Raw genomic sequence first — 17,288 nt, 5'->3', positions numbered from 1 at the left:
GGCCCGTGGGGCCGGCCGGTGCCGATACCATCACGGGCACGATGGACGACACCCCGACCTGGTTGAACGACCTGCTGGCCCGCGCGGACCAGCCTCCCCTGGTGCTGCGCGAACGCCTGTGGCTGCAGGCCACCGACGCGGTGATCGGCTCGATCGAGCCGCTGCTCGCGCGCCACATGGCCGAAGCCGACCTGCCGATCCGCCCGCGCGCCGGCGGCTGGCAGGTCGACGGGCCGGGGGATGCGGCGCTGGCCGTGATCGCCCGCTGGCTGCACGAACGCGAGCTGTCCGGTGCCTGGCGCAACGAGCTGCTGGCGGTGCCCAACGAGCATGGCGAGCGCCAGGCGCTGATCGAGCGCGCCGCGGTGCGCCCGCTGGGCATCACGACGGTGGCGGTGCACCTGGTCGGCTACACCGGCGACGGCCGGGTCTGGGTCCAGCAGCGGGCCTTCGACAAGGCGACCGACCCGGGCCAGTGGGACACGCTGTCCGGCGGGCTGCTGTCGGTGAACGAGACGGTGGCGTCCGCGCTGCACCGCGAAACCTGGGAAGAGGCCGGATTGGAGGTGGCGGCGCTGCGCCAGGTGCGGCCGCTCGGCCGGCAGCTGGTGCGCCGCCCGCTCGACGAGCTGGGCTACATGGTCGAGCAGATGGAGATGTTCGAGGCCGAGATCCCCGAAGGGCTGGAGCCGGACAACCAGGACGGCGAGGTCGAGGGCTTCGACTGCGTGCCGGCGCGGCAGCTGGTCGAGAGCCTGCAGGCGGGGGTCTTCACGCTCGAAGCCGCGCTGGTGCACGTGCACTGGCTGCGGCGGCACAAGTTTCTTTAGGCCCGAGTGGCGGCGCTTGCAAAGGCGCGGGCGGGCAGGCTGGGGCGCGCCGGATGGAGCGGTCATCGCCCTTGGGGGCGATGACTCCCCTGCGCTGCCTGCTTTCAAGGCTCGTCGCCGAAACTCCCGCCGCTCGCTGCGCTCGCTGTGGTCAAACAGTCGGCGACAAGCCAGTCCACGAAGCGTGCTGGCGCACGCGGGCCTTGAAACCAGCCAGCTCCGGCGCTCCATCCTCATTGGCGCGCCCAGCCTGCCCACCCGCGCCTTTGCCGAACCAGCGGTGTCGTGCGAACAACCCGGATTGGCATCCGGGCTACGGGAATTGGTAGCCCGGATGCCAATCCGGGATCGGAGCGAGCGCAGCGAAGCGACTGGTGGGCCTAACTCTCATCCGACGAAAGAGCCGCCAGCTGCGAATGGCGGATGCGCGTCTGCGACAAGGCGCCGGCCGACTCCAGGATCGGGTAGGCGATCGAGCAGATGTGCGAGTTGATGCGCTTCAGGTCGCTGATCAGGTCGATGTGCAGCGAGCTGGTCTCGATGCTCTGCGTGGTGTTCTCCTGCAGCCGCGCGATGTGGCTGGCCGCGTATTCGTGTTCCAGGTCGCGAAAGCGCGCCTTCTCTTCGAGCAGCCGCTTCGCGTCGCGCACGTGGCCGTCGAGGAACACGCTCATGCCCAGCCGCAGGTTGGACATCAGCCGCTCGTGCAGGTGCACGATCTCGGCCATGCCGGCATCGGAGAAGCTGCGGTTCTTGCGCACCTTCTTGTCCTCGATGTCCTGCAGCACGCGCTCGATGATGTCGCCGATCTGCTCCATGTTGATCGTGAACGACACGATGTCGGTCCAGCGCCGGCTTTCGCGCTCGGACAGCGCCTCGCGCGAGATCTGCGTCAGGTAGAACTTGATCGCCGAATACAGCTCGTCGACCACGTCGTCCATCTTGCGCAGCTGCTCGGCCAGCGCCAGGTCGTTGTAGCGCAACACCGGCAGGATGCCGCGCAGCATGGTCTCGACCACGTCGGCCTGGTGCAGCGCCTCGCGCGCCGCGCACGCGATGGCCACCGACGGCGAGCCCAGGGCCAGCGGATCCAGGTGGCGCGGCCGGTCGGTGCCGGTGGCGCGCGGCTGCGGCAGCCAGCGGTCCAGCGCCCGCCCGACCCAGGGCGTGACGGCGATGAACAGCAGCGCACGAAGGATGTTGAAGATCAGGTGGAACACCACCACCTGCTGCAGCACCGTCGGCACGTAATCCTGCAGCAGCACGTGCACCCGCGGCAGCAGCGGCACCACGACCGCGCAGCCGATCAGCTTGAACAGGAAGTTGCCGAGCGGCATGCGGCGCGATTGCACCGAGCCGCGCGCCGTGGCCAGCAGCGGCAACGCCCCGGTGCCGAGGTTGGCACCCAGCACCAGCCCGAGCGCCACCGGCGTCGGCAGCAGCCCGGCGTTGGCCAGCATCGCCACCAGCAGCACCGTGGCCAGGCTGGAGTACGAGACCACGGCCAGCACCGCGCCGATGGTCATCTCGAGCAGCACGTCGTTGGGCAGGCCGATCAGCATCGCACGCACCGCCGGCGAGCGCGTCAGCGGCTCGGTGGCGGCGACGATCAGCTGCAGCGCCAGCGTGATCAGCCCGAGCCCGATGATCACGCGGCCGACGCGGCCGATGCCGCGGTCTTCCTGCGACAGGAACATCACGACGCCGGCCAGGATCAGCAGCGGCGACACCCACGACAGGTCGAACGACAGCACCACCGACATCAGCGCGGTGCCGACGTCGGCGCCCAGCATCACCGCCAGCGCCGCGCCGGTGTCCATCAGGCCCTTGCCGACGAACGAGGTGACGATCAGGCTGGTGGCGGTGCTCGACTGCACCAGCGCCGTGACGCCGATGCCGGCCAGCAGCGCGACGAAGCGGTTGCGCACGCTGCGCGAGATGACGGTGCGCAGGTTCTCGCCGAAGACGCGCAACATGCCGGTGCGCACGATGTGCGTGCCCCATACCAGCAGGGCGATCGCGGCGAGGAGGTTCAACAGGTGCTGCATGAAGTGCGGTTGTAACCCAAAACTTTGCGATCATGGCGGCATCGACCTCGGGGGATGGCATGAAGCGACTGCTGGCGATGGTGACGTTCCTGCTGGCCTGCTGCGGCACGGCAACGCCGGCGCTGGCGGCCAGCCTGCGGGTGGCCAGCGGCTTCGACCCGCAGACCCTGGACCCGCATGCGCTGGCGCTGCTGTACCACACGCGGGTCATCACCCAGGTCTACGAATCGCTGGTGACGCGCGACGAGCAGTTCCGGCTCGAGCCGTCGCTCGCGCTGTCGTGGCAGCCGCTGAACGACAAGACCTGGCGCTTCAAGCTGCGCCCGGGCGTGAAGTTCCACGACGGCTCGGCGATGACCTCCGACGACGTCGCGTTCTCGGTCGAGCGGGCGCGCCAGCCGCCGTCGCAGCGCGCCTTCCAGCTCGGCAGCATCGTCGAGATCCGGCGCGTCGACGCGCTGACGGTCGACTTCGTGCTGAACTCGCCCGACAGCGTGTTCCCCGACAAGTTCCAGTTCATCGGCATCATGAGCCACGCCTGGGCGCAGAAGAACGGCGTCGAGCGGGCCCAGGACTTCAACGGCAAGCAGGAGACCTTCGCGGTGCGCAACGCCAACGGCACCGGGCCGTACCGGCTCGAGCGCTACGAGCCGGACGTCAGGCTGGTGCTGAAGGCGCACCCGCAGTGGTGGGGCCGCGGCGACAAGCGCAACGGCAACGTCGACGAGGTGACCTACCTGCCGATCCGCCAGGATGCGACGCGGCTGGCAGCGCTGAACTCGGGCGAGGTCGACCTGGTGCTCGACCCGCCATTCCAGGACGTGGCGCGGCTGAAGGCCGACCCGGCGCTGGCGGTGCTGCAGATCGCCGACCTGGGCCAGCAGTACCTGGCCTTCGACCAGGCGCGCGACCAGCTGCTCGATGCCGACGTGAAGGGCCGCAACCCCTTCAAGGACCGCCGCGTGCGCCAGGCGGTGTACCAGGCGATCAACATCGACCTGATCATCGGCAAGGTGCTGCGCGGCCAGGCGACGCCGACCGGCGCCTACCTGTCGCCGCTGGTCGACGGCTCGCTGGCCGAGCTGGACCAGCGGCTGCCCTACGACCCGGCGGCCGCGAAGAAGCTGCTGGCGCAGGCCGGCTACCCGGACGGCTTCGCGGTGACGCTGGACTGCGTGAACATCGCGTGGCGCGAGAACGTCTGCCAGGCCGCCACCGCGATGCTGGCGCAGGTGGGCATCCGCACGACGCTGCGCTCGTCGCCGACCAACCAGTTCTTCCCGAAGCTCAGCCAGGCGACCGGCACCTTCGTCGAGTTCGGCTGGACGCCGACCACCGATGCCTGGGCGACGCTGAACGGCGTGTTCCACACCTTCGGCAAGGGCGCCGGCACCTTCAACGTGGGGCGCTACAGCAACCCGGCACTCGACACCCTGATCGACAGCATCCGCGTCGAGCCCGACCTGACGCGGCGGCGCGCGATGGTGGGGGTGGCGCTGCGGCTGATCGCCGAAGACATGCCGTACGTGCCGCTGTACCGCCGCACGCTGAGCTGGGCGATGGCGAAGAAGGTGAAGGCCGTCCAGTGGCCCAACGACGTGCTCGAAGTGCGCTGGGTGAAGATGTAGCCCGGATGCCAATCCGGGTCGGCCGTGCCATTGCGATCCCGGATTGGCATCCGGGCTACGGGAATGACGGCCGTTTGACCGCAGACATGGAACCTACGTTTTCATCTGCAGCAGGCGAGAAATGGTGTCCGCCGCCTGCAGCAGCTTCGGCAGGAACACCTCCAGCATGTGTGCCGGCGGCGTGCGGTTGAGCTGACCGCTGATGTTCATCGCCGCGATGGTGCGGCCCGAGCGGTCGCGGATCGGCGCCGACAGCGACACCAGCCCTTCCTCGAGCTCCTGGCTGACGATGCACCAGCCCTGGCGCCGCACCTGCGCGATCAGCTCCTTCAGCCGCTGCGGCTGGGTCTCGGTGTGCGGCGTGCGCGGCGCGAGCGTCATCGCGGCGACGCGGCGCTCCAGCTCGTCCGGCGGCAGCCCGGCCAGCAGCGTGCGGCCCATCGACGTGCAGTAGGCCGGCAGCCGGCTGCCGATGCCCAGGTTGATGCTCATGATCTTGTGCGTCGGCACGCGCAGCACGTAGACCACGTCCGAGCCCTCCAGCACCGCGGCCGAGCTCGATTCCTTCACCTGCTCGACCAGCGCCTCCATCACCGGCTCGGCCAGGTTCCACAGCGGCAGCGACGACAGGTAGGCAAAGCCCAGGTCGAGGATCTTCGGCGTCAGCCGGAACAGCCGGCCCTGGCTCTCGACGTAGCCCAGCCCCTCCAGCGTCAGCAGGATGCGGCGTGCGCCGGCGCGCGTGAGGCCGGTGCGCTGCGCCACCTCGCTGAGCGTCTGCTGCGGTGCCTTGGCGCTGAACGAGCGGATCACGCCCAGCCCGCGGGCGAACGACTGGACGTAGGTGTCGCCGGGGCGCGGCGACGGCGCTTCGGCGGCGGTGGGGGCGGGCGGGGCGTCGTCGTCGGGCGAGGTCATCGCCGAAGTCTATCGCCCACGCCGCCTCCCATGTCGCCGTGTGGCAGCCAGGTTTCGCCGGGTAAAGCCGGGCCGCCGGCCGGAACGCGGCACCGCCGCGGGCGACCCAACACCCGCCAGCCGCCAGCGTGGCGGCCGGTGAAAGGAACACCCCATGAAGACCCCCTTGTTGACCCTGGCCCTCCTCGTCGTCTCGATCCAGGGTGCCTGGGCCTCCGGCGCCGCGGCCGCCGGCGACGACGCGGCCTATGCCGAGCGCATGCACCTGATCGGCCGCACCCCCGAGGCCGGCGAGCATGCGGTGCCGGTCGAGCCCGACCGCCCGGCGCTCACCGACGCGCAGCGCCGCCGGGACTACGTCGCCCGCATGGCGCTGATCGGCCGCACCGTCGCGTTCGGCGAGGCCAAATCCGCCGCCCGCCAGGAGCAGCCGGTCGACAACCCGCTCAGCTTCGCGCAGCGCATGAAGCTGATCGGCCACGCCGATCCGACGATGTAGCCGCGGCGGCGCTGAGGGCCGGCGCCCGAACGCGGTATGGTTCGGGACTTGCATAGGAGCGCCCATGAAAAGACTGCTTCCGCTGGCCCTGCTGCTGCTTGCCCTTGCCGCGCAGGCGGCCGACCCGTCCCGGCTGCGCGTCGGCGTCGAAGGCGCCTACCCGCCGTTCAGCACCGTCGGCCCCGACGGCAAGATCCAGGGCTTCGACATCGACATCGCGAATGCGTTGTGCGCCGAGATGAAGGCGCGGTGCACGCTGGTGCAGCAGGAGTTCGACGGCATGATCCCGTCGCTGCAGTCGCGCAAGTTCGACATGATCGTCGCGTCGATGGCGATCACGCCCGAACGGCTGAAGGTCGTCGATTTCAGCGACAAGTACTACAACAGCGCGAACAAGCTGATCGCAAGGCTCGGCTCGCCGATCAACGGCTCGATCGCGAAGTTCAACGGCGTGCGCATCGGCGTGCAGCGCAGCACCATCAACGACCGCTACGTGACCGCCAAGTTCACCGGCGCGACGGTGGTGCGCTACGTGAGCCAGGACGAGGTCTACCTCGACCTCGCGGCCGGCCGCATCGACGCGACCATGGTCGATGCGGTGGCCGGCGACGAAGGCTTCCTGAAGACGCCGCTCGGCAAGGGCTTCGGCTTCGTCGGCCCCGACTACCGCGACCCCGAGTACTTCGGCACCGGCGCGGGCATCGCGGTGCGCAAGGGCGACACCGCGCTGCGCGAGCGGCTCAACGCGGCGATCAAGGCGATCCGCGCCAACGGCACCTACCAGAAGCTGGCGGCGAAATACTTTCCGTACGACATCTACGGCCAGTAGGCGGCGATGCTGCACGGCTACGGCTGGAGCCTGCTCGAGGGCCTGCGCCTGACGCTGGGCATGGCGGGCGCCTCGCTCGCGGTCGCGCTGCTGCTGGGGCTGGCGGGCGCGGCGGCGCGGCTGTCGCGCTCGGCGTTCTGGCGCGGCCTGGCGCTCATCTACACCACCGTGGTCCGCGGCGTGCCCGACCTGGTGCTGATGCTGCTGGTCTTCTACGGCGGCCAGCTGGCGGTGAACGAGATCGCGCCGCACCTGGGCATCGACGAGTACGTCGACATCGACCCGTTCGTCGCCGGCGTCGCGACCATCGGCTTCATCTTCGGCGCCTACCTGGCCGAGACCTTCCGCGGCGCGATCCTCGCGATCCCGCCCGGCCAGGCCGAGGCGGCGCGCGCATTTGGCATGAGCGCGCCGCAGGCCTTCCGGCGCATCGTGCTGCCGCAGATGGTGCGGCTGGCGATCCCCGGCTTCGCGAACAACTGGCTGGTGCTGGTGAAGTCGACCGCGCTGGTGTCGGTGATCGGACTCAACGACATGATGCAGAAGGCCGGGCAGGCGGCCGGCGCGACGCGCGAGCCGTTCACGTTCTACCTCGCGGTGGGCGCGCTGTACCTGGCGATCACGACGCTGTCGGTGCTGGTGCTGCGGGTGGTCGAGAAGCGCTGCTCGCCGGGCGTTCGGGCCATCCACCTGTGATGACCGACCCATGAGCCTGGACGCCATCGCCGACAACCTGCCGCTGTACCTGCAGGGCGCGTGGACCACGCTGCGCCTGCTGGCGATGGCGCTGCTGCTGGGCCTGGCCGGCGCGATCCCGCTGGCGGTGCTGCGCGCGTCGAGCAAGCGCCGCTGGTGGGTGCCGGTGTGGGTCTTCACCTGGGTGATCCGCGGCACGCCGCTGCTGGTGCAGCTGTTCCTCGTCTACTACGGGCTCGCGCAGTTCGCATGGGTGCGGGGCAGCGTCGCCTGGCCGCTGCTGTCCAGCGCCTGGTTCTGCACGGTGGCGGCGTTCGCGGTCAACACCTGCGCCTACACCACCGAGATCCTGGCCGGCGCGATCCGCGCGACGCCGCCCGGCGAGGTCGAGGCGGCGCGCAGCCTGGGCATGCCGTGGGGGCTGATGGTGCGCCGCATCCTGCTGCCGTCGGCGCTGCGGCGCGCGCTGCCGGCCTGCGGCAACGAGGCGGTGCTGATGCTGCATGCCACCTCGCTGGCCAGCATCGTCACGCTGCTCGACCTGACCGGCGTCGCACGCGACGTCAACTCGCGCTTCTTCCTGCCGTTCCCGGCCTTCATCACCGCGGCCTTGTTCTACCTGGCCATCACCGGCGTGCTGGTGGCGCTGTTCCGCCGCGCCGAAACCCGTTGGCTGCGCCACCTGGCGCCCATCCGCTGACACTGCCTTCCATGCAAACCCGACACCATCCCCTGCACGGCTCGTCGCTGCTGACCCGGCGCGAGATCATCAGCTTCCACTACGGGCCGGCCGACAGCGGCCACAAGGTCTACGTGCAGGCCTCGCTGCATGCCGACGAGCTGCCCGGCATGCTGGTCGCGCACCACCTGCGGCTGCGGCTGGCGCAGCTCGAGAACGAAGGGCGGCTGCGGGCCGAGATCGTCGTCGTGCCGGTGGCCAACCCGATGGGCCTCGGGCAGGCGCTGCTGCGCATGCCGATCGGCCGCTTCGAGCTGGCCAGCGGCGAGAACTTCAACCGCCACTACCCGGCCCTGTTCGAGCCGGTGCGCGCGCGCGTCGAGCCGCGGCTGGGCGACGACGCGCAGGCCAATGCGCGGCTGGTGCGCGAAGCGCTGCACGGCATCGCGCAGGCGCTGCCCGAGGACCACGAGCTGATGAGCCAGCGCAAGACGCTGCTGGCGCTGGCCTGCGATGCCGACGTGGTGCTCGACCTGCATTGCGACAGCGAGGCGGTGGCCCACCTGTACACCGGCACGCCGCTGTGGCCCGAGGTCGAGCCGCTGGCGCGCCTGCTGGGCGCGCAGGCCTCGCTGCTGGCGCTGGAGTCGGGCGACAACCCGTTCGACGAGGCCTGTTCGCAGACCTGGTGGCAGCTGGCCGACCATTTCCGCGGCCGGCACCCGATCCCGCTGGGCTGCCTGTCGGTCACCGTCGAGCTGCGCGGCGAGACCAGCGTGACGCACCCGCAGGCGGCAGCCGATGCGGCGGCGCTGCTCGATTTCCTGGCGCTGCGCGGGCTGGTCGATGCGCCGGTGCCGGCGCTGCCGCCGCTGCTGCAGCCGGCCACGCCGCTGAACGGCACCGAGGTGGTGTCGGCGCCGGCGGCGGGCGTGGTGGCGTACCACCGCGAGCCGGGCGAGAAGGTGAAGGCGGGCGACCTGATCGCCGACGTGATCGACCCGATCAGCGGCGAGGTGCACGCGCTGCACACCCGCACCGACGGGCTGTTCTTCGCGCGCGACCGGGTGCGCTATGCGGTGGCGGGGCGGGCGCTGTTCAAGGTGGCGGGCAGCGTGCCGATCCGAACGGGCAAGCTGTCCAGTGATTGAAATCCCGGATTGGCATCCGGGAACGCGTGCCTCAGTCCAGGGCGCCGCGGGTCGCCATCGCCTCGCCGAGCCGGATCGCCCGCGCCGGTTGCCACGCCGGGTTGAACTGCAGCGGCCCGGCCGGGAACAGCATCACCACCGTCGAGCCGAGCAGGAAGCGCCCCATCTCGTCGCCCTGTTTCAGCACCACCGGCGCGTCGTCGTAGCGCCACTCGCGCAACTGCCCCGGCCGCGGCGGGTTGACCACGCCGTGCCACACCGTTGCCATGCTGCCGACGATGGTGGCCCCCACCAGCACCAGCACGAAGGGCCCGTGCGGCCCGTCGAACACGCACACCACGCGCTCGTTGCGCGCGAACAGCCCCGGCACGCCGCGCGCCGTCACCGGGTTGACCGAGAACAGCGCCCCGGGCACGTGGATCATGCGCAGCAGCCGGCCGTCGCAGGGCATGTGGATGCGGTGGTAGTCGCGCGGGCTCAGGTACAGCGTCGCGAAATGCCCGTGCTCGAACCGTTTCGCCAAGGCCGCGTCGCCGCCCACCATCGCCGTCGTGCTGTAGCGGTGGCCCTTGGCCTGGAAGATCTGGTCCTGCTCGATGCGGCCGAACTGGCTGATCGCGCCATCCACCGGGCAGACCAGGTCGGCCTGCGCCAGCGGGCGCGCACCCGGCTTCAGCGCGCGCGTGAAGAACTCGTTGAAGCTCGGGTAGCTGGCGATGTCGGGGTTGGCGGCCTCGTCCATGTCGACGCCGTAGCGCCGCACGAACCAGCGGATCAGCCGCGTGGTGGTCGTGCCCGCGCGGGCGGACGCGACGCGGCCGGCCAGCGCCGTCAGCGCTTGCTTGGGGAGGAGGTACTGGGGCAGGACGGCGAGACGATCCGACACGGTGTGGGCTGCAAGGCGGGACGAAGCTGCGCAGTGTAGCCACGCCGCCGCCCGCACCCCCCGCGGATCATCCCGCAGTGCGCAGGTTGCTGTTGAAGAACGCGACGGTGCGCGTCCAGGCCTGCTTCGCCGCCGCCTCGTCGTAGCGCGGCGTGGTGTCGTTGTTGAAGCCGTGCTGCGTGCCGGGGTACTTGTAGGCGTCGAACCTGACCTTGGCCGCCTTCAGCGCCGCCTCGTAGGCCGGCCAGGCGCCGTTGATGCGCTCGTCGCTGTCGGCGAAGAACAGCAGCAGCGGCGCCTTGATGGCCGGCACCTTGTCGAGCGCCGGCGCATTGCCGTAGAAGGGCACCGCGGCGGCCAGCTCGGGCACGCGCGTGGCCAGCATGTTGACCACGCCGCCGCCGTAGCAGAAGCCGACGGCGCCCAGCTTGCCGTTGCCGCCGGGGTGGGCGCGCAGGTAGTTGGCCGCGGCGATGAAGTCTTCGGTCGTCTTGGCCTGGTCGAGCTTGCCGAACAGCTCGCGCGCCTTGTCCTCGTCGCCGGGGTAGCCGCCGAGCGGGAACAGCGCGTCGGGCGCGAACGCGATGAAGTCGTCGAGCGCGAGGCGGCGCGCGATGTCCTCGATGTGAGGGTTCAGGCCGCGGTTCTCGTGCACCACCAGCACCAGCGGCAGCTTGCCGGCGGCACGCGCCGGCTTGACCAGGTACCCGCGCACCTTGCCGTAGCCGAGCGGCGAGGCGATCTCGACYGTCTCCGCGATGAGGCGCGGGTCGGTCCTGGGCACCTGCTCGGCGGCGGCGAACTTCGGGCTCAGGGCCTCGAGCAGGCCGACCGCGGTGAGGCCGCCCACCGCGTACTTGCGCGCGCCGTCGAGGAAGCCGCGGCGGTCGATCTGGCCATGCACGTACTTGTCGAACAGGCGCAGCACCTCGGGGTCGAAGTCGTTCGCGGTCTGGCGGGGCTTGTCGTGGGCCATGGGATCCTCGCGGTCGGTTGATGGAACTGAGGCGCGCAGTTGAGCCGCAAACGGCGCCGCTGTCACGCGCCCTGGGGCTTGCCCCGGTACAGAACTCAGGTTTTGCGGTGGCATCGCGGGCGGCTGAGCGCATCCGCGATGGATCCCCGCAGAATGCGCGATCCCTGCCGCCCGAGCCTTCCGTGATCGCCTACGACCCCAGCCGCACCGCCCTGTACTCGCCCGAGCGGGCTCCCACCTTGTTCAGCGCCGGCATGGATCCGACGCTGCTGCAGCTGGCGACCGAGGCCTCGCGCCTGGCCTATGTGCGCGCCGAGGGCCCGAAGGCCGAGGCCGCGCGGCTGGCCGAGGCGCTGGCGCGGGTCGGCTTCGAGGCGCCGCGGCATTTCGCCGACGCGGCCAGCGGCTCGCAGGCCTTCGGTGCACTGCGTCCGCGCGACGGGCTGGTGCTGGTGGGCTTCCGCGGCACCCAGCCCGATGAGGTGGCCGACCTGGCGAACGACCTGAACGCGTTGACGACGCCCTGGCCCGAGGCCACCGGCCGCGTGCACCAGGGTTTCGCGACGGCCGCGCGCACGTTGCTGCCGCGCCTCGGCCACTGGCTGGATGGCGACGCGAAGCCGCGCAACGCGCTGCTGCTGACCGGCCACAGCCTGGGCGCGGCGCTGGCGACGCTGGCGGCGTCGGTGTGGGCCGACGCCCACCTGGTGACGCTGGGCTCGCCGCGCGTCGGCGACGCGGCATTCGCCTCCGGGCTGCGCAGCGCGGTGAACATCCGGCTGGTCAACTGCTGCGACCTGGTCACCGACCTGCCGCCCAGCCTGCAGACCTACACCCACGTGGCGCCCGCCAGCTACATCACGCGCGACGGCGAGCTGGTCGAGCGGCCCGACGCGGCCCGGGTCGACGAGGACCGCATGCGGGCCCGCACCGCCTATTTCGGCGAGCATGCCGGGCGCGCCGGCACGGTGCTGCTGCGCGACCTGGCGGACCATGCGCCGATCAACTATGCGCGGGTGTTCTTCGGCTAGGGCCTGTTGACACTACGGGAAGGCACCGGCCCGAAGGGTGATCTCACGCGAGCCTTCCCGTAGTGTCAACAGGCCCTGGCCGTCACTGCGCCGGCGGGGGCAGCTCGGCCCCGCAATCCTTGCAGAACCGCGCCGTCGCCTCATGCCCTTCGGACAGGCAGGCCTGGCAGGTGCGGGTGGTCGGCACGCGCGGCCCGCGAAAGCGCAGCGCGGTGAACTCGGCGCTGACGATGCCGGTGGGCACCGCCAGCGTGCCCCAGCCGACCAGCATCATGAACGACGCGATGAAGCGGCCGAGCCCGGTCTTCGGCGTGATGTCGCCGAAGCCCACCGTCGTCATCGTCGAGATCGCCCAGTAGACCGACACCGGGATGTTGGTGAAGCCGTTGGCCGGCCCCTCGACGACGTACATCACGGTGCCCATCACCACCACGACCAGCAGCACGAAGCTCAGGAAGACGAGGATCTTGCGGCGGCTGGCCATCAGCGCCTGGCCGAGCGCGCGGTACTCGTCGATGTAGGCGGCAAGCTTCAGGATGCGGAACAGCCGCAGCAGCCGCAGCAGGCGCACGTCGATCAGCGCGTGCAGCCCCGGCAGGAACAGCGCCGCCCAGGTGGGCAGCACCGCCAGCAGGTCGATCACGCCGAACGCGCTGGTGGCATAGCGCGCCGGCTTGCGCACGCAGGCCAGGCGGGCCAGGTACTCGAGGCTGAAGAGCGCGGTGAACACCCACTCGAGCACGCCGAACTCGGCACCCCACAGCGCATGCAGCGACTCGAAGCTGTCGAGCATCACGACCGTCACGCTGGCCAGGATCAGCCAGACGAGCGCCAGGTCGAACAGGCGCCCGGCACGCGTGTCGGCCTCGAAGATGATCGTGAACAGCCGCAGGCGCCAGCCGCCGAGCGGGCGGCCGAACTGCTCGGCCGGGTCGGGCGGGCGCGTCGCGGGGTCGGAGTCGATGGCGGGCGGGATCATGTGCCGCCGCAGTCTAGCGGCACGCGCCTGCTGGTCTAATGGCGGCTGATTGTTTCCCACCGAAGAGCGAGTTCCCATGAGCGAGATGACCGAGCCCACGCCTGCCGCAGACCCCGCCCCCGCCGCCCCCGCCGCGATGCCCGACCGGCTGTCGATCGACCCGCGCAGCCCGCATCACGTGGCCGCGATCTTCGAACGCGAGATCGGCATCCGGCTGAACGGCAAGGAGCGCTTCGACGTCGAGGAATACTGCATCAGCGAAGGCTGGGTCAAGGTGCCCGCCGGCAAGTCGGTCGACCGCAAGGGCCACCCGCTGCTGATCAAGCTGAAGGGCCAGGTCGAGGCCTACTTCCGGTAGCCGTCACACCGACGGGTCCTTCGTCCGCGTGCGCGACACGGCCATCATGATGCCGATGCCCAGCACGATCAGGCAGGTGATCCCGACGTAGACGGGTGCCAGCCCGGCCGTGACCAGTCCCCAGGCGATTCCCCCGACGAGCAGCACGAGCCCGACGATGTACAGCGCGAATGACATGGCGATGCTCCTTTCGGTCGGCCGGGCGGTTGCCGAGCCACAGACGGACTCTAGGCAGGTTCGCGCGGGCGGCCGATCGGAGGAGGGCGGGGACTGGCGTAGGCAGGCTCCTACCGTGCCATGATGCGATCGATCGACGGAGACACGCCATGACATCGATCCACCGCAGTCCCTCGCACGCCTGCCGCAGGCCGGGAGTCCCGAGCCGGTGACACGCATCTCGCCGCTGGACCCGGCGGCCATCCCCGCGCTGCAGGCGCTGAGCGACGAGCTGTCCGGCGGACGGTCCGCGATGGACCTGCGCGCGGCGCTGACCGACGGCGCCCGCGGCGGCGGGTCGCAGGCCGCGGTCGCCTGGCAGGGCGATCGCCCGGTCGGCTGCGTCGGCTGGGTCGCCCTCGGCATCGAGGAAGACGGGCGCCTGTACGGCTCGCCGCTCGTCGCGCAGGATGCCGGCGTGGCCCGCCGCCTGATCGACCTGCTCGATGGCGTCGGGCGCGAGCTGCGCGCCACGCACCTGCGCGTCAGCAAGTGGGAGGGCGAGGCGGGCAAGGCGAAGGCGCTGGCCGATGCCGGCTTCGTGCGCCTGTTCGAGTGGGTCACGTTCTCGCGCGAGCCCGGCGCGCAGGATGCGCCGCCGGCCGCTTTCCCGCCGCACGGCCTGCACGCCGTGCCACCGGACCGCATCGACTGGGAACGTGCCGCGCAGCTGTATGCCGACTGCTTTCGCGAGGTGCCCAACGCGCCGTGCGTCGGCACCGACATCCTCGCCGCCGAATGGCGCGGTGCCGACTGGGTCTCGAGCCGCCTGCTGCAGGATGCGCAGGGCCGCTACGTGGCCTTCCTGATCGTGCAGGCCGAGGGCCAGGTCGAGGCGATCGGCGTCGATGCGGCATGGCGCGGGCGCGGGCTGGCTGACGGCCTCTATCGCCATGCACTGTCCAGCCTCGCGCTGCAGCACGTGCCGCGCATGACGGCACTGGTCGCGAGCAGCAACGCCGCATCGATGCGCTTGCACCAGCGGCTCGGCTTCGGCGAATCGCAGCCGCGCGGCGCCGTCTGGGAGCGCGAGTTGCCGCTCGCCTGAGGACCGGCTCCGCTTTCTGTCAGACACGCGACGAGACGCAAATCGTTGCGAATGTCCTTCATTGCCCTTCAAGTCAGCACGCAGGCGGCCGAAGAAGCTGCTGACTTCTCAAGGGAGCATTCCAATGTTTGGCAATCTGAAAGTGGCGACCCGTCTCGCCCTGGGTTTCGGCGTCGTCGTGCTGTTGCTGCTGACGATCTCCATCATCAGCGTGCTGCGCCTGGGCACCGTGCACGAGAGCTCGGTGGTCATCATGGAGCAGGTCTATCCGATGTCCGCGCTCAGCGACGACATCGTCAAGGGTGCGCTGAACAACGGCCGCTTCGTGCGCAACCTGCTGCTGTCCGCCTCCGATGCCGAGGCCGACAAGACCTGGGCCCGCATCGAGGAACTGCGGGCGCAGAACGGCGATCGCATGAAGAAGCTCGAAGGCATGCTGCGCACCGACAAGGGCCGCGAGCTGTACAAGGCGATCACCGACAAGCAGGCCGCGCTGGCCCCGAAGTACGAGCGCCTGCGCGAGATGAACCGCACCGACAAGCCGAAGGCGGTCGAGTTCCTGAAGGCCGAGTTCGCACCGTCGAACGAGGCCTACATGGCCGCGCTGGAAGACTTCGCGAAGTTCCAGGACGGCCAGATGGATGCCGCCAACGCGCACGGCGGCGAGGTGTTCGCCGCCACGCGTTCGCTGGTGATCGGCCTGTCCGTCGTCGCGGTGATCGCGGCCGCCTGCATCGGCCTGCTGATCACGCGCAACCTGCTGAAGGTGCTGGGCGGCGAGCCGTCGTACGCGGCCGACGTGATGAAGCAGGTGGCGGTGGGCGACTTCACCGTCGACGTGGCGGTGCGCCCCGGCGACACCGACAGCCTGCTGTTCACCGTGCGCCAGATGGTCGGCTCGGCCGGCGACAGCATCGGCGACGTGGTGCGCGTGATGGGCGCGATCGCGCAGGGCGACCTGACGCAGACCATCGTCAAGCCCTACCAGGGCTCGTTCGGCGAGATGAAGACCTACGTCAACGACACCGTGGCCAGGCTGTCCGAGGTGGTGACCGAGGTGAACAGCGGTGCCGAGGCGCTGGCCGGTGCGTCCGAGGAAGTCAGCGCGACGGCGCAGTCGCTGTCGCAGGCGTCGAGCGAGCAGGCGGCCGGTGTCGAGGAGACCAGCGCGTCGATCGAGCAGATGACGGCGTCGATCTCGCAGAACACCGAGAACGCGAAGGTGACCGACGGCATCGCGACCAAGGCGTCGAGCGAAGCGGCCGAAGGCGGCGAGGCGGTGAAGGCGACGGTGGCGGCGATGAAGCAGATCGCGCAGAAGATCGGGATCATCGACGACATCGCGTACCAGACCAACCTGCTGGCGCTGAATGCCGCCATTGAAGCGGCGCGTGCCGGCGAGCACGGCAAGGGCTTCGCGGTGGTGGCGGCCGAGGTGCGCAAGCTGGCCGAGCGCAGCCAGGTGGCGGCGCAGGAGATCGGCACGGTGGCGAGCAGCAGCGTCGAGCTGGCCGAGCGCGCCGGCAAGCTGCTGGACCAGATCGTGCCCAACATCAAGAAGACCTCGGACTTGGTGCAGGAGATCACGGCGGCGTCGGAAGAGCAGTCGTCGGGCGTCGGGCAGATCAATGCCGCGGTGACGCAGCTGAGCCAGACCACGCAGCAGAACGCATCCAGCTCCGAAGAGCTTGCGGCCACGGCCGAGGAGATGAGCAGCCAGGCCGAGCAGCTGCAGCAGACCATGTCGTTCTTCAAGCTCTCGGGCACCGCTGCCGCAGCCGTTGCGGTCGCGCGCAGCCCGGCGCCCGCCAAGCCGGCGGCGGCGAGGAAGGGGGCGGCCGCGCCGCGGCGCGGCGGCATGAACGGCTTCCAGCTGGCCGGCGGCATGGCGTTTGCCGGTGCCGACCTGCCCGACGAATCGCAGTTCGCGCGCTTCTGAAGGAGGCCTGGCGATGAATGCATTGGTTCCGGCCCGCGCGGCCGTCCCCGTGGTGAGCGCCGAGCCGGCGCAGTACCTGACCTTCATGCTGGGCGGCGAGGTGTATGCGATCGGCATCCTCGCCATCAAGGAGATCATCGAATACCACAACCTCACCGAGGTGCCGATGATGCCGGCCTGCGTGCGCGGCGTGATCAACCTGCGCGGCGCGGTGGTGCCGGTGGTCGACCTGCAGGCCCGCTTCGGCCGGCCCACCAGCGAGATCACCAAGCGCAGCTGCATCGTGATCGTCGAGGCCTCGGCCGGCGGCGAGCGCCAGGTGATCGGCGTCAAGGTGGACGCGGTCAACGAGGTGCTGGACATCGACCCGGCCGAGATCGAGCCGGCCCCGGCCTTCGGCGCGCGCATCCGCGGCGACTTCATCCAGGGCATGGGCAAGGTCAAGGGCAGGTTCGTGATCCTGCTGCACGTCGAGAACGTGCTGGCGCTGGAAGAGCTGGTCCCCGCCGCAGAAGCCGCCGCCTAGAATCGGCGACCCCGGGCCCGTCGGCCCGGGACTCGACGACGAAGGGAAGCG

Annotated in this window: 18 protein-coding genes; 12 read left to right on the top strand and 6 right to left on the bottom strand. The window is 70.4% G+C overall.

Annotated elements, in window-relative coordinates:
- Positions 1–41: 41 nt before the first annotated feature.
- Positions 42–830, top strand: a complete 789-nt coding sequence (locus AC1DYN_RS06510) for an NUDIX hydrolase (RefSeq protein ID WP_477958303.1) — start codon at positions 42–44, stop codon at positions 828–830.
- A gap of 380 nt (positions 831–1,210) precedes the next feature.
- Here the strand turns inward: AC1DYN_RS06510 and AC1DYN_RS06505 are convergent, their stop codons facing one another.
- On the bottom strand, positions 1,211–2,878 hold the full coding sequence (locus tag AC1DYN_RS06505; RefSeq protein ID WP_477958302.1) for a Na/Pi cotransporter family protein: 1,668 nt from the start codon (positions 2,876–2,878) through the stop codon (positions 1,211–1,213).
- A 59-nt stretch (positions 2,879–2,937) separates the two neighbouring features.
- Between AC1DYN_RS06505 and AC1DYN_RS06500 the strand changes: the two genes are divergently transcribed.
- A complete protein-coding gene (locus AC1DYN_RS06500; protein ID WP_477958301.1) occupies positions 2,938–4,506 on the top strand; it encodes an ABC transporter substrate-binding protein in 1,569 nt (522 codons plus the stop codon).
- Between the two features lie 93 nt (positions 4,507–4,599).
- Here AC1DYN_RS06500 and AC1DYN_RS06495 read toward each other — a convergent pair whose 3' ends face one another.
- Complete coding sequence (locus AC1DYN_RS06495) at positions 4,600–5,424, bottom strand: IclR family transcriptional regulator (RefSeq protein WP_477958300.1); 825 nt, start codon at positions 5,422–5,424, stop codon at positions 4,600–4,602.
- A gap of 154 nt (positions 5,425–5,578) precedes the next feature.
- Between AC1DYN_RS06495 and AC1DYN_RS06490 the strand changes: the two genes are divergently transcribed.
- From AC1DYN_RS06490 to AC1DYN_RS06470, 5 genes are all read left to right on the top strand, one after another.
- Complete coding sequence (locus AC1DYN_RS06490) at positions 5,579–5,923, top strand: hypothetical protein (RefSeq protein WP_477958299.1); 345 nt, start codon at positions 5,579–5,581, stop codon at positions 5,921–5,923.
- Between the two features lie 64 nt (positions 5,924–5,987).
- Positions 5,988–6,752, top strand: a complete 765-nt coding sequence (locus tag AC1DYN_RS06485; RefSeq protein WP_477958298.1) for an ABC transporter substrate-binding protein — start codon at positions 5,988–5,990, stop codon at positions 6,750–6,752.
- Between the two features lie 6 nt (positions 6,753–6,758).
- Positions 6,759–7,448, top strand: coding sequence for an ABC transporter permease (locus AC1DYN_RS06480; RefSeq protein WP_477958297.1), 690 nt, complete (start codon positions 6,759–6,761; stop codon positions 7,446–7,448).
- Positions 7,449–7,458: 10 nt separating this feature from the next.
- Positions 7,459–8,148, top strand: a complete 690-nt coding sequence (locus tag AC1DYN_RS06475) for an ABC transporter permease (protein ID WP_477958296.1) — start codon at positions 7,459–7,461, stop codon at positions 8,146–8,148.
- Positions 8,149–8,159: 11 nt separating this feature from the next.
- On the top strand, positions 8,160–9,278 hold the full coding sequence (locus tag AC1DYN_RS06470) for a succinylglutamate desuccinylase/aspartoacylase family protein (RefSeq protein WP_477958295.1): 1,119 nt from the start codon (positions 8,160–8,162) through the stop codon (positions 9,276–9,278).
- 31 nt (positions 9,279–9,309) lie between these two features.
- Here AC1DYN_RS06470 and asd read toward each other — a convergent pair whose 3' ends face one another.
- Positions 9,310–10,164, bottom strand: coding sequence for an archaetidylserine decarboxylase (gene asd / locus AC1DYN_RS06465; RefSeq protein WP_477958294.1), 855 nt, complete (start codon positions 10,162–10,164; stop codon positions 9,310–9,312).
- A 67-nt stretch (positions 10,165–10,231) separates the two neighbouring features.
- Positions 10,232–11,140, bottom strand: a complete 909-nt coding sequence (locus AC1DYN_RS06460) for a dienelactone hydrolase family protein (protein WP_477958293.1) — start codon at positions 11,138–11,140, stop codon at positions 10,232–10,234.
- Between the two features lie 182 nt (positions 11,141–11,322).
- On the opposite strand from AC1DYN_RS06460, the gene AC1DYN_RS06455 reads away from it, so the two are divergent.
- Positions 11,323–12,171, top strand: a complete 849-nt coding sequence (locus AC1DYN_RS06455) for a lipase family protein (protein ID WP_477958292.1) — start codon at positions 11,323–11,325, stop codon at positions 12,169–12,171.
- Between the two features lie 82 nt (positions 12,172–12,253).
- Here AC1DYN_RS06455 and AC1DYN_RS06450 read toward each other — a convergent pair whose 3' ends face one another.
- Positions 12,254–13,150, bottom strand: coding sequence for an ion transporter (locus AC1DYN_RS06450; protein WP_477958291.1), 897 nt, complete (start codon positions 13,148–13,150; stop codon positions 12,254–12,256).
- A gap of 85 nt (positions 13,151–13,235) precedes the next feature.
- Between AC1DYN_RS06450 and AC1DYN_RS06445 the strand changes: the two genes are divergently transcribed.
- Positions 13,236–13,508, top strand: a complete 273-nt coding sequence (locus tag AC1DYN_RS06445; RefSeq protein WP_477958326.1) for a DUF3297 family protein — start codon at positions 13,236–13,238, stop codon at positions 13,506–13,508.
- 3 nt (positions 13,509–13,511) lie between these two features.
- Here AC1DYN_RS06445 and AC1DYN_RS06440 read toward each other — a convergent pair whose 3' ends face one another.
- Positions 13,512–13,685, bottom strand: coding sequence for a hypothetical protein (locus tag AC1DYN_RS06440; protein WP_477958290.1), 174 nt, complete (start codon positions 13,683–13,685; stop codon positions 13,512–13,514).
- A 208-nt stretch (positions 13,686–13,893) separates the two neighbouring features.
- On the opposite strand from AC1DYN_RS06440, the gene AC1DYN_RS06435 reads away from it, so the two are divergent.
- From AC1DYN_RS06435 to AC1DYN_RS06425, 3 genes are all read left to right on the top strand, one after another.
- The gene (locus AC1DYN_RS06435; RefSeq protein ID WP_477958289.1) at positions 13,894–14,772 is read left to right on the top strand and encodes a GNAT family N-acetyltransferase; all 879 of its coding nucleotides are present in this window, start codon (positions 13,894–13,896) and stop codon (positions 14,770–14,772) included.
- A gap of 124 nt (positions 14,773–14,896) precedes the next feature.
- Positions 14,897–16,711 (top strand): methyl-accepting chemotaxis protein, encoded by a 1,815-nt coding sequence (locus tag AC1DYN_RS06430; RefSeq protein ID WP_477958288.1) that lies wholly within the window; start codon positions 14,897–14,899, stop codon positions 16,709–16,711.
- A 13-nt stretch (positions 16,712–16,724) separates the two neighbouring features.
- Entirely contained in the window at positions 16,725–17,237 is a 513-nt protein-coding gene (locus AC1DYN_RS06425) for a chemotaxis protein CheW (protein WP_477958287.1), read from the top strand.
- Positions 17,238–17,288: the final 51 nt, after the last annotated feature.

It is taken from the genome of Rhizobacter sp. P2_D12, assembly GCF_056404395.1.
This window is presented reverse-complemented; position numbering and strand designations above follow the sequence as displayed.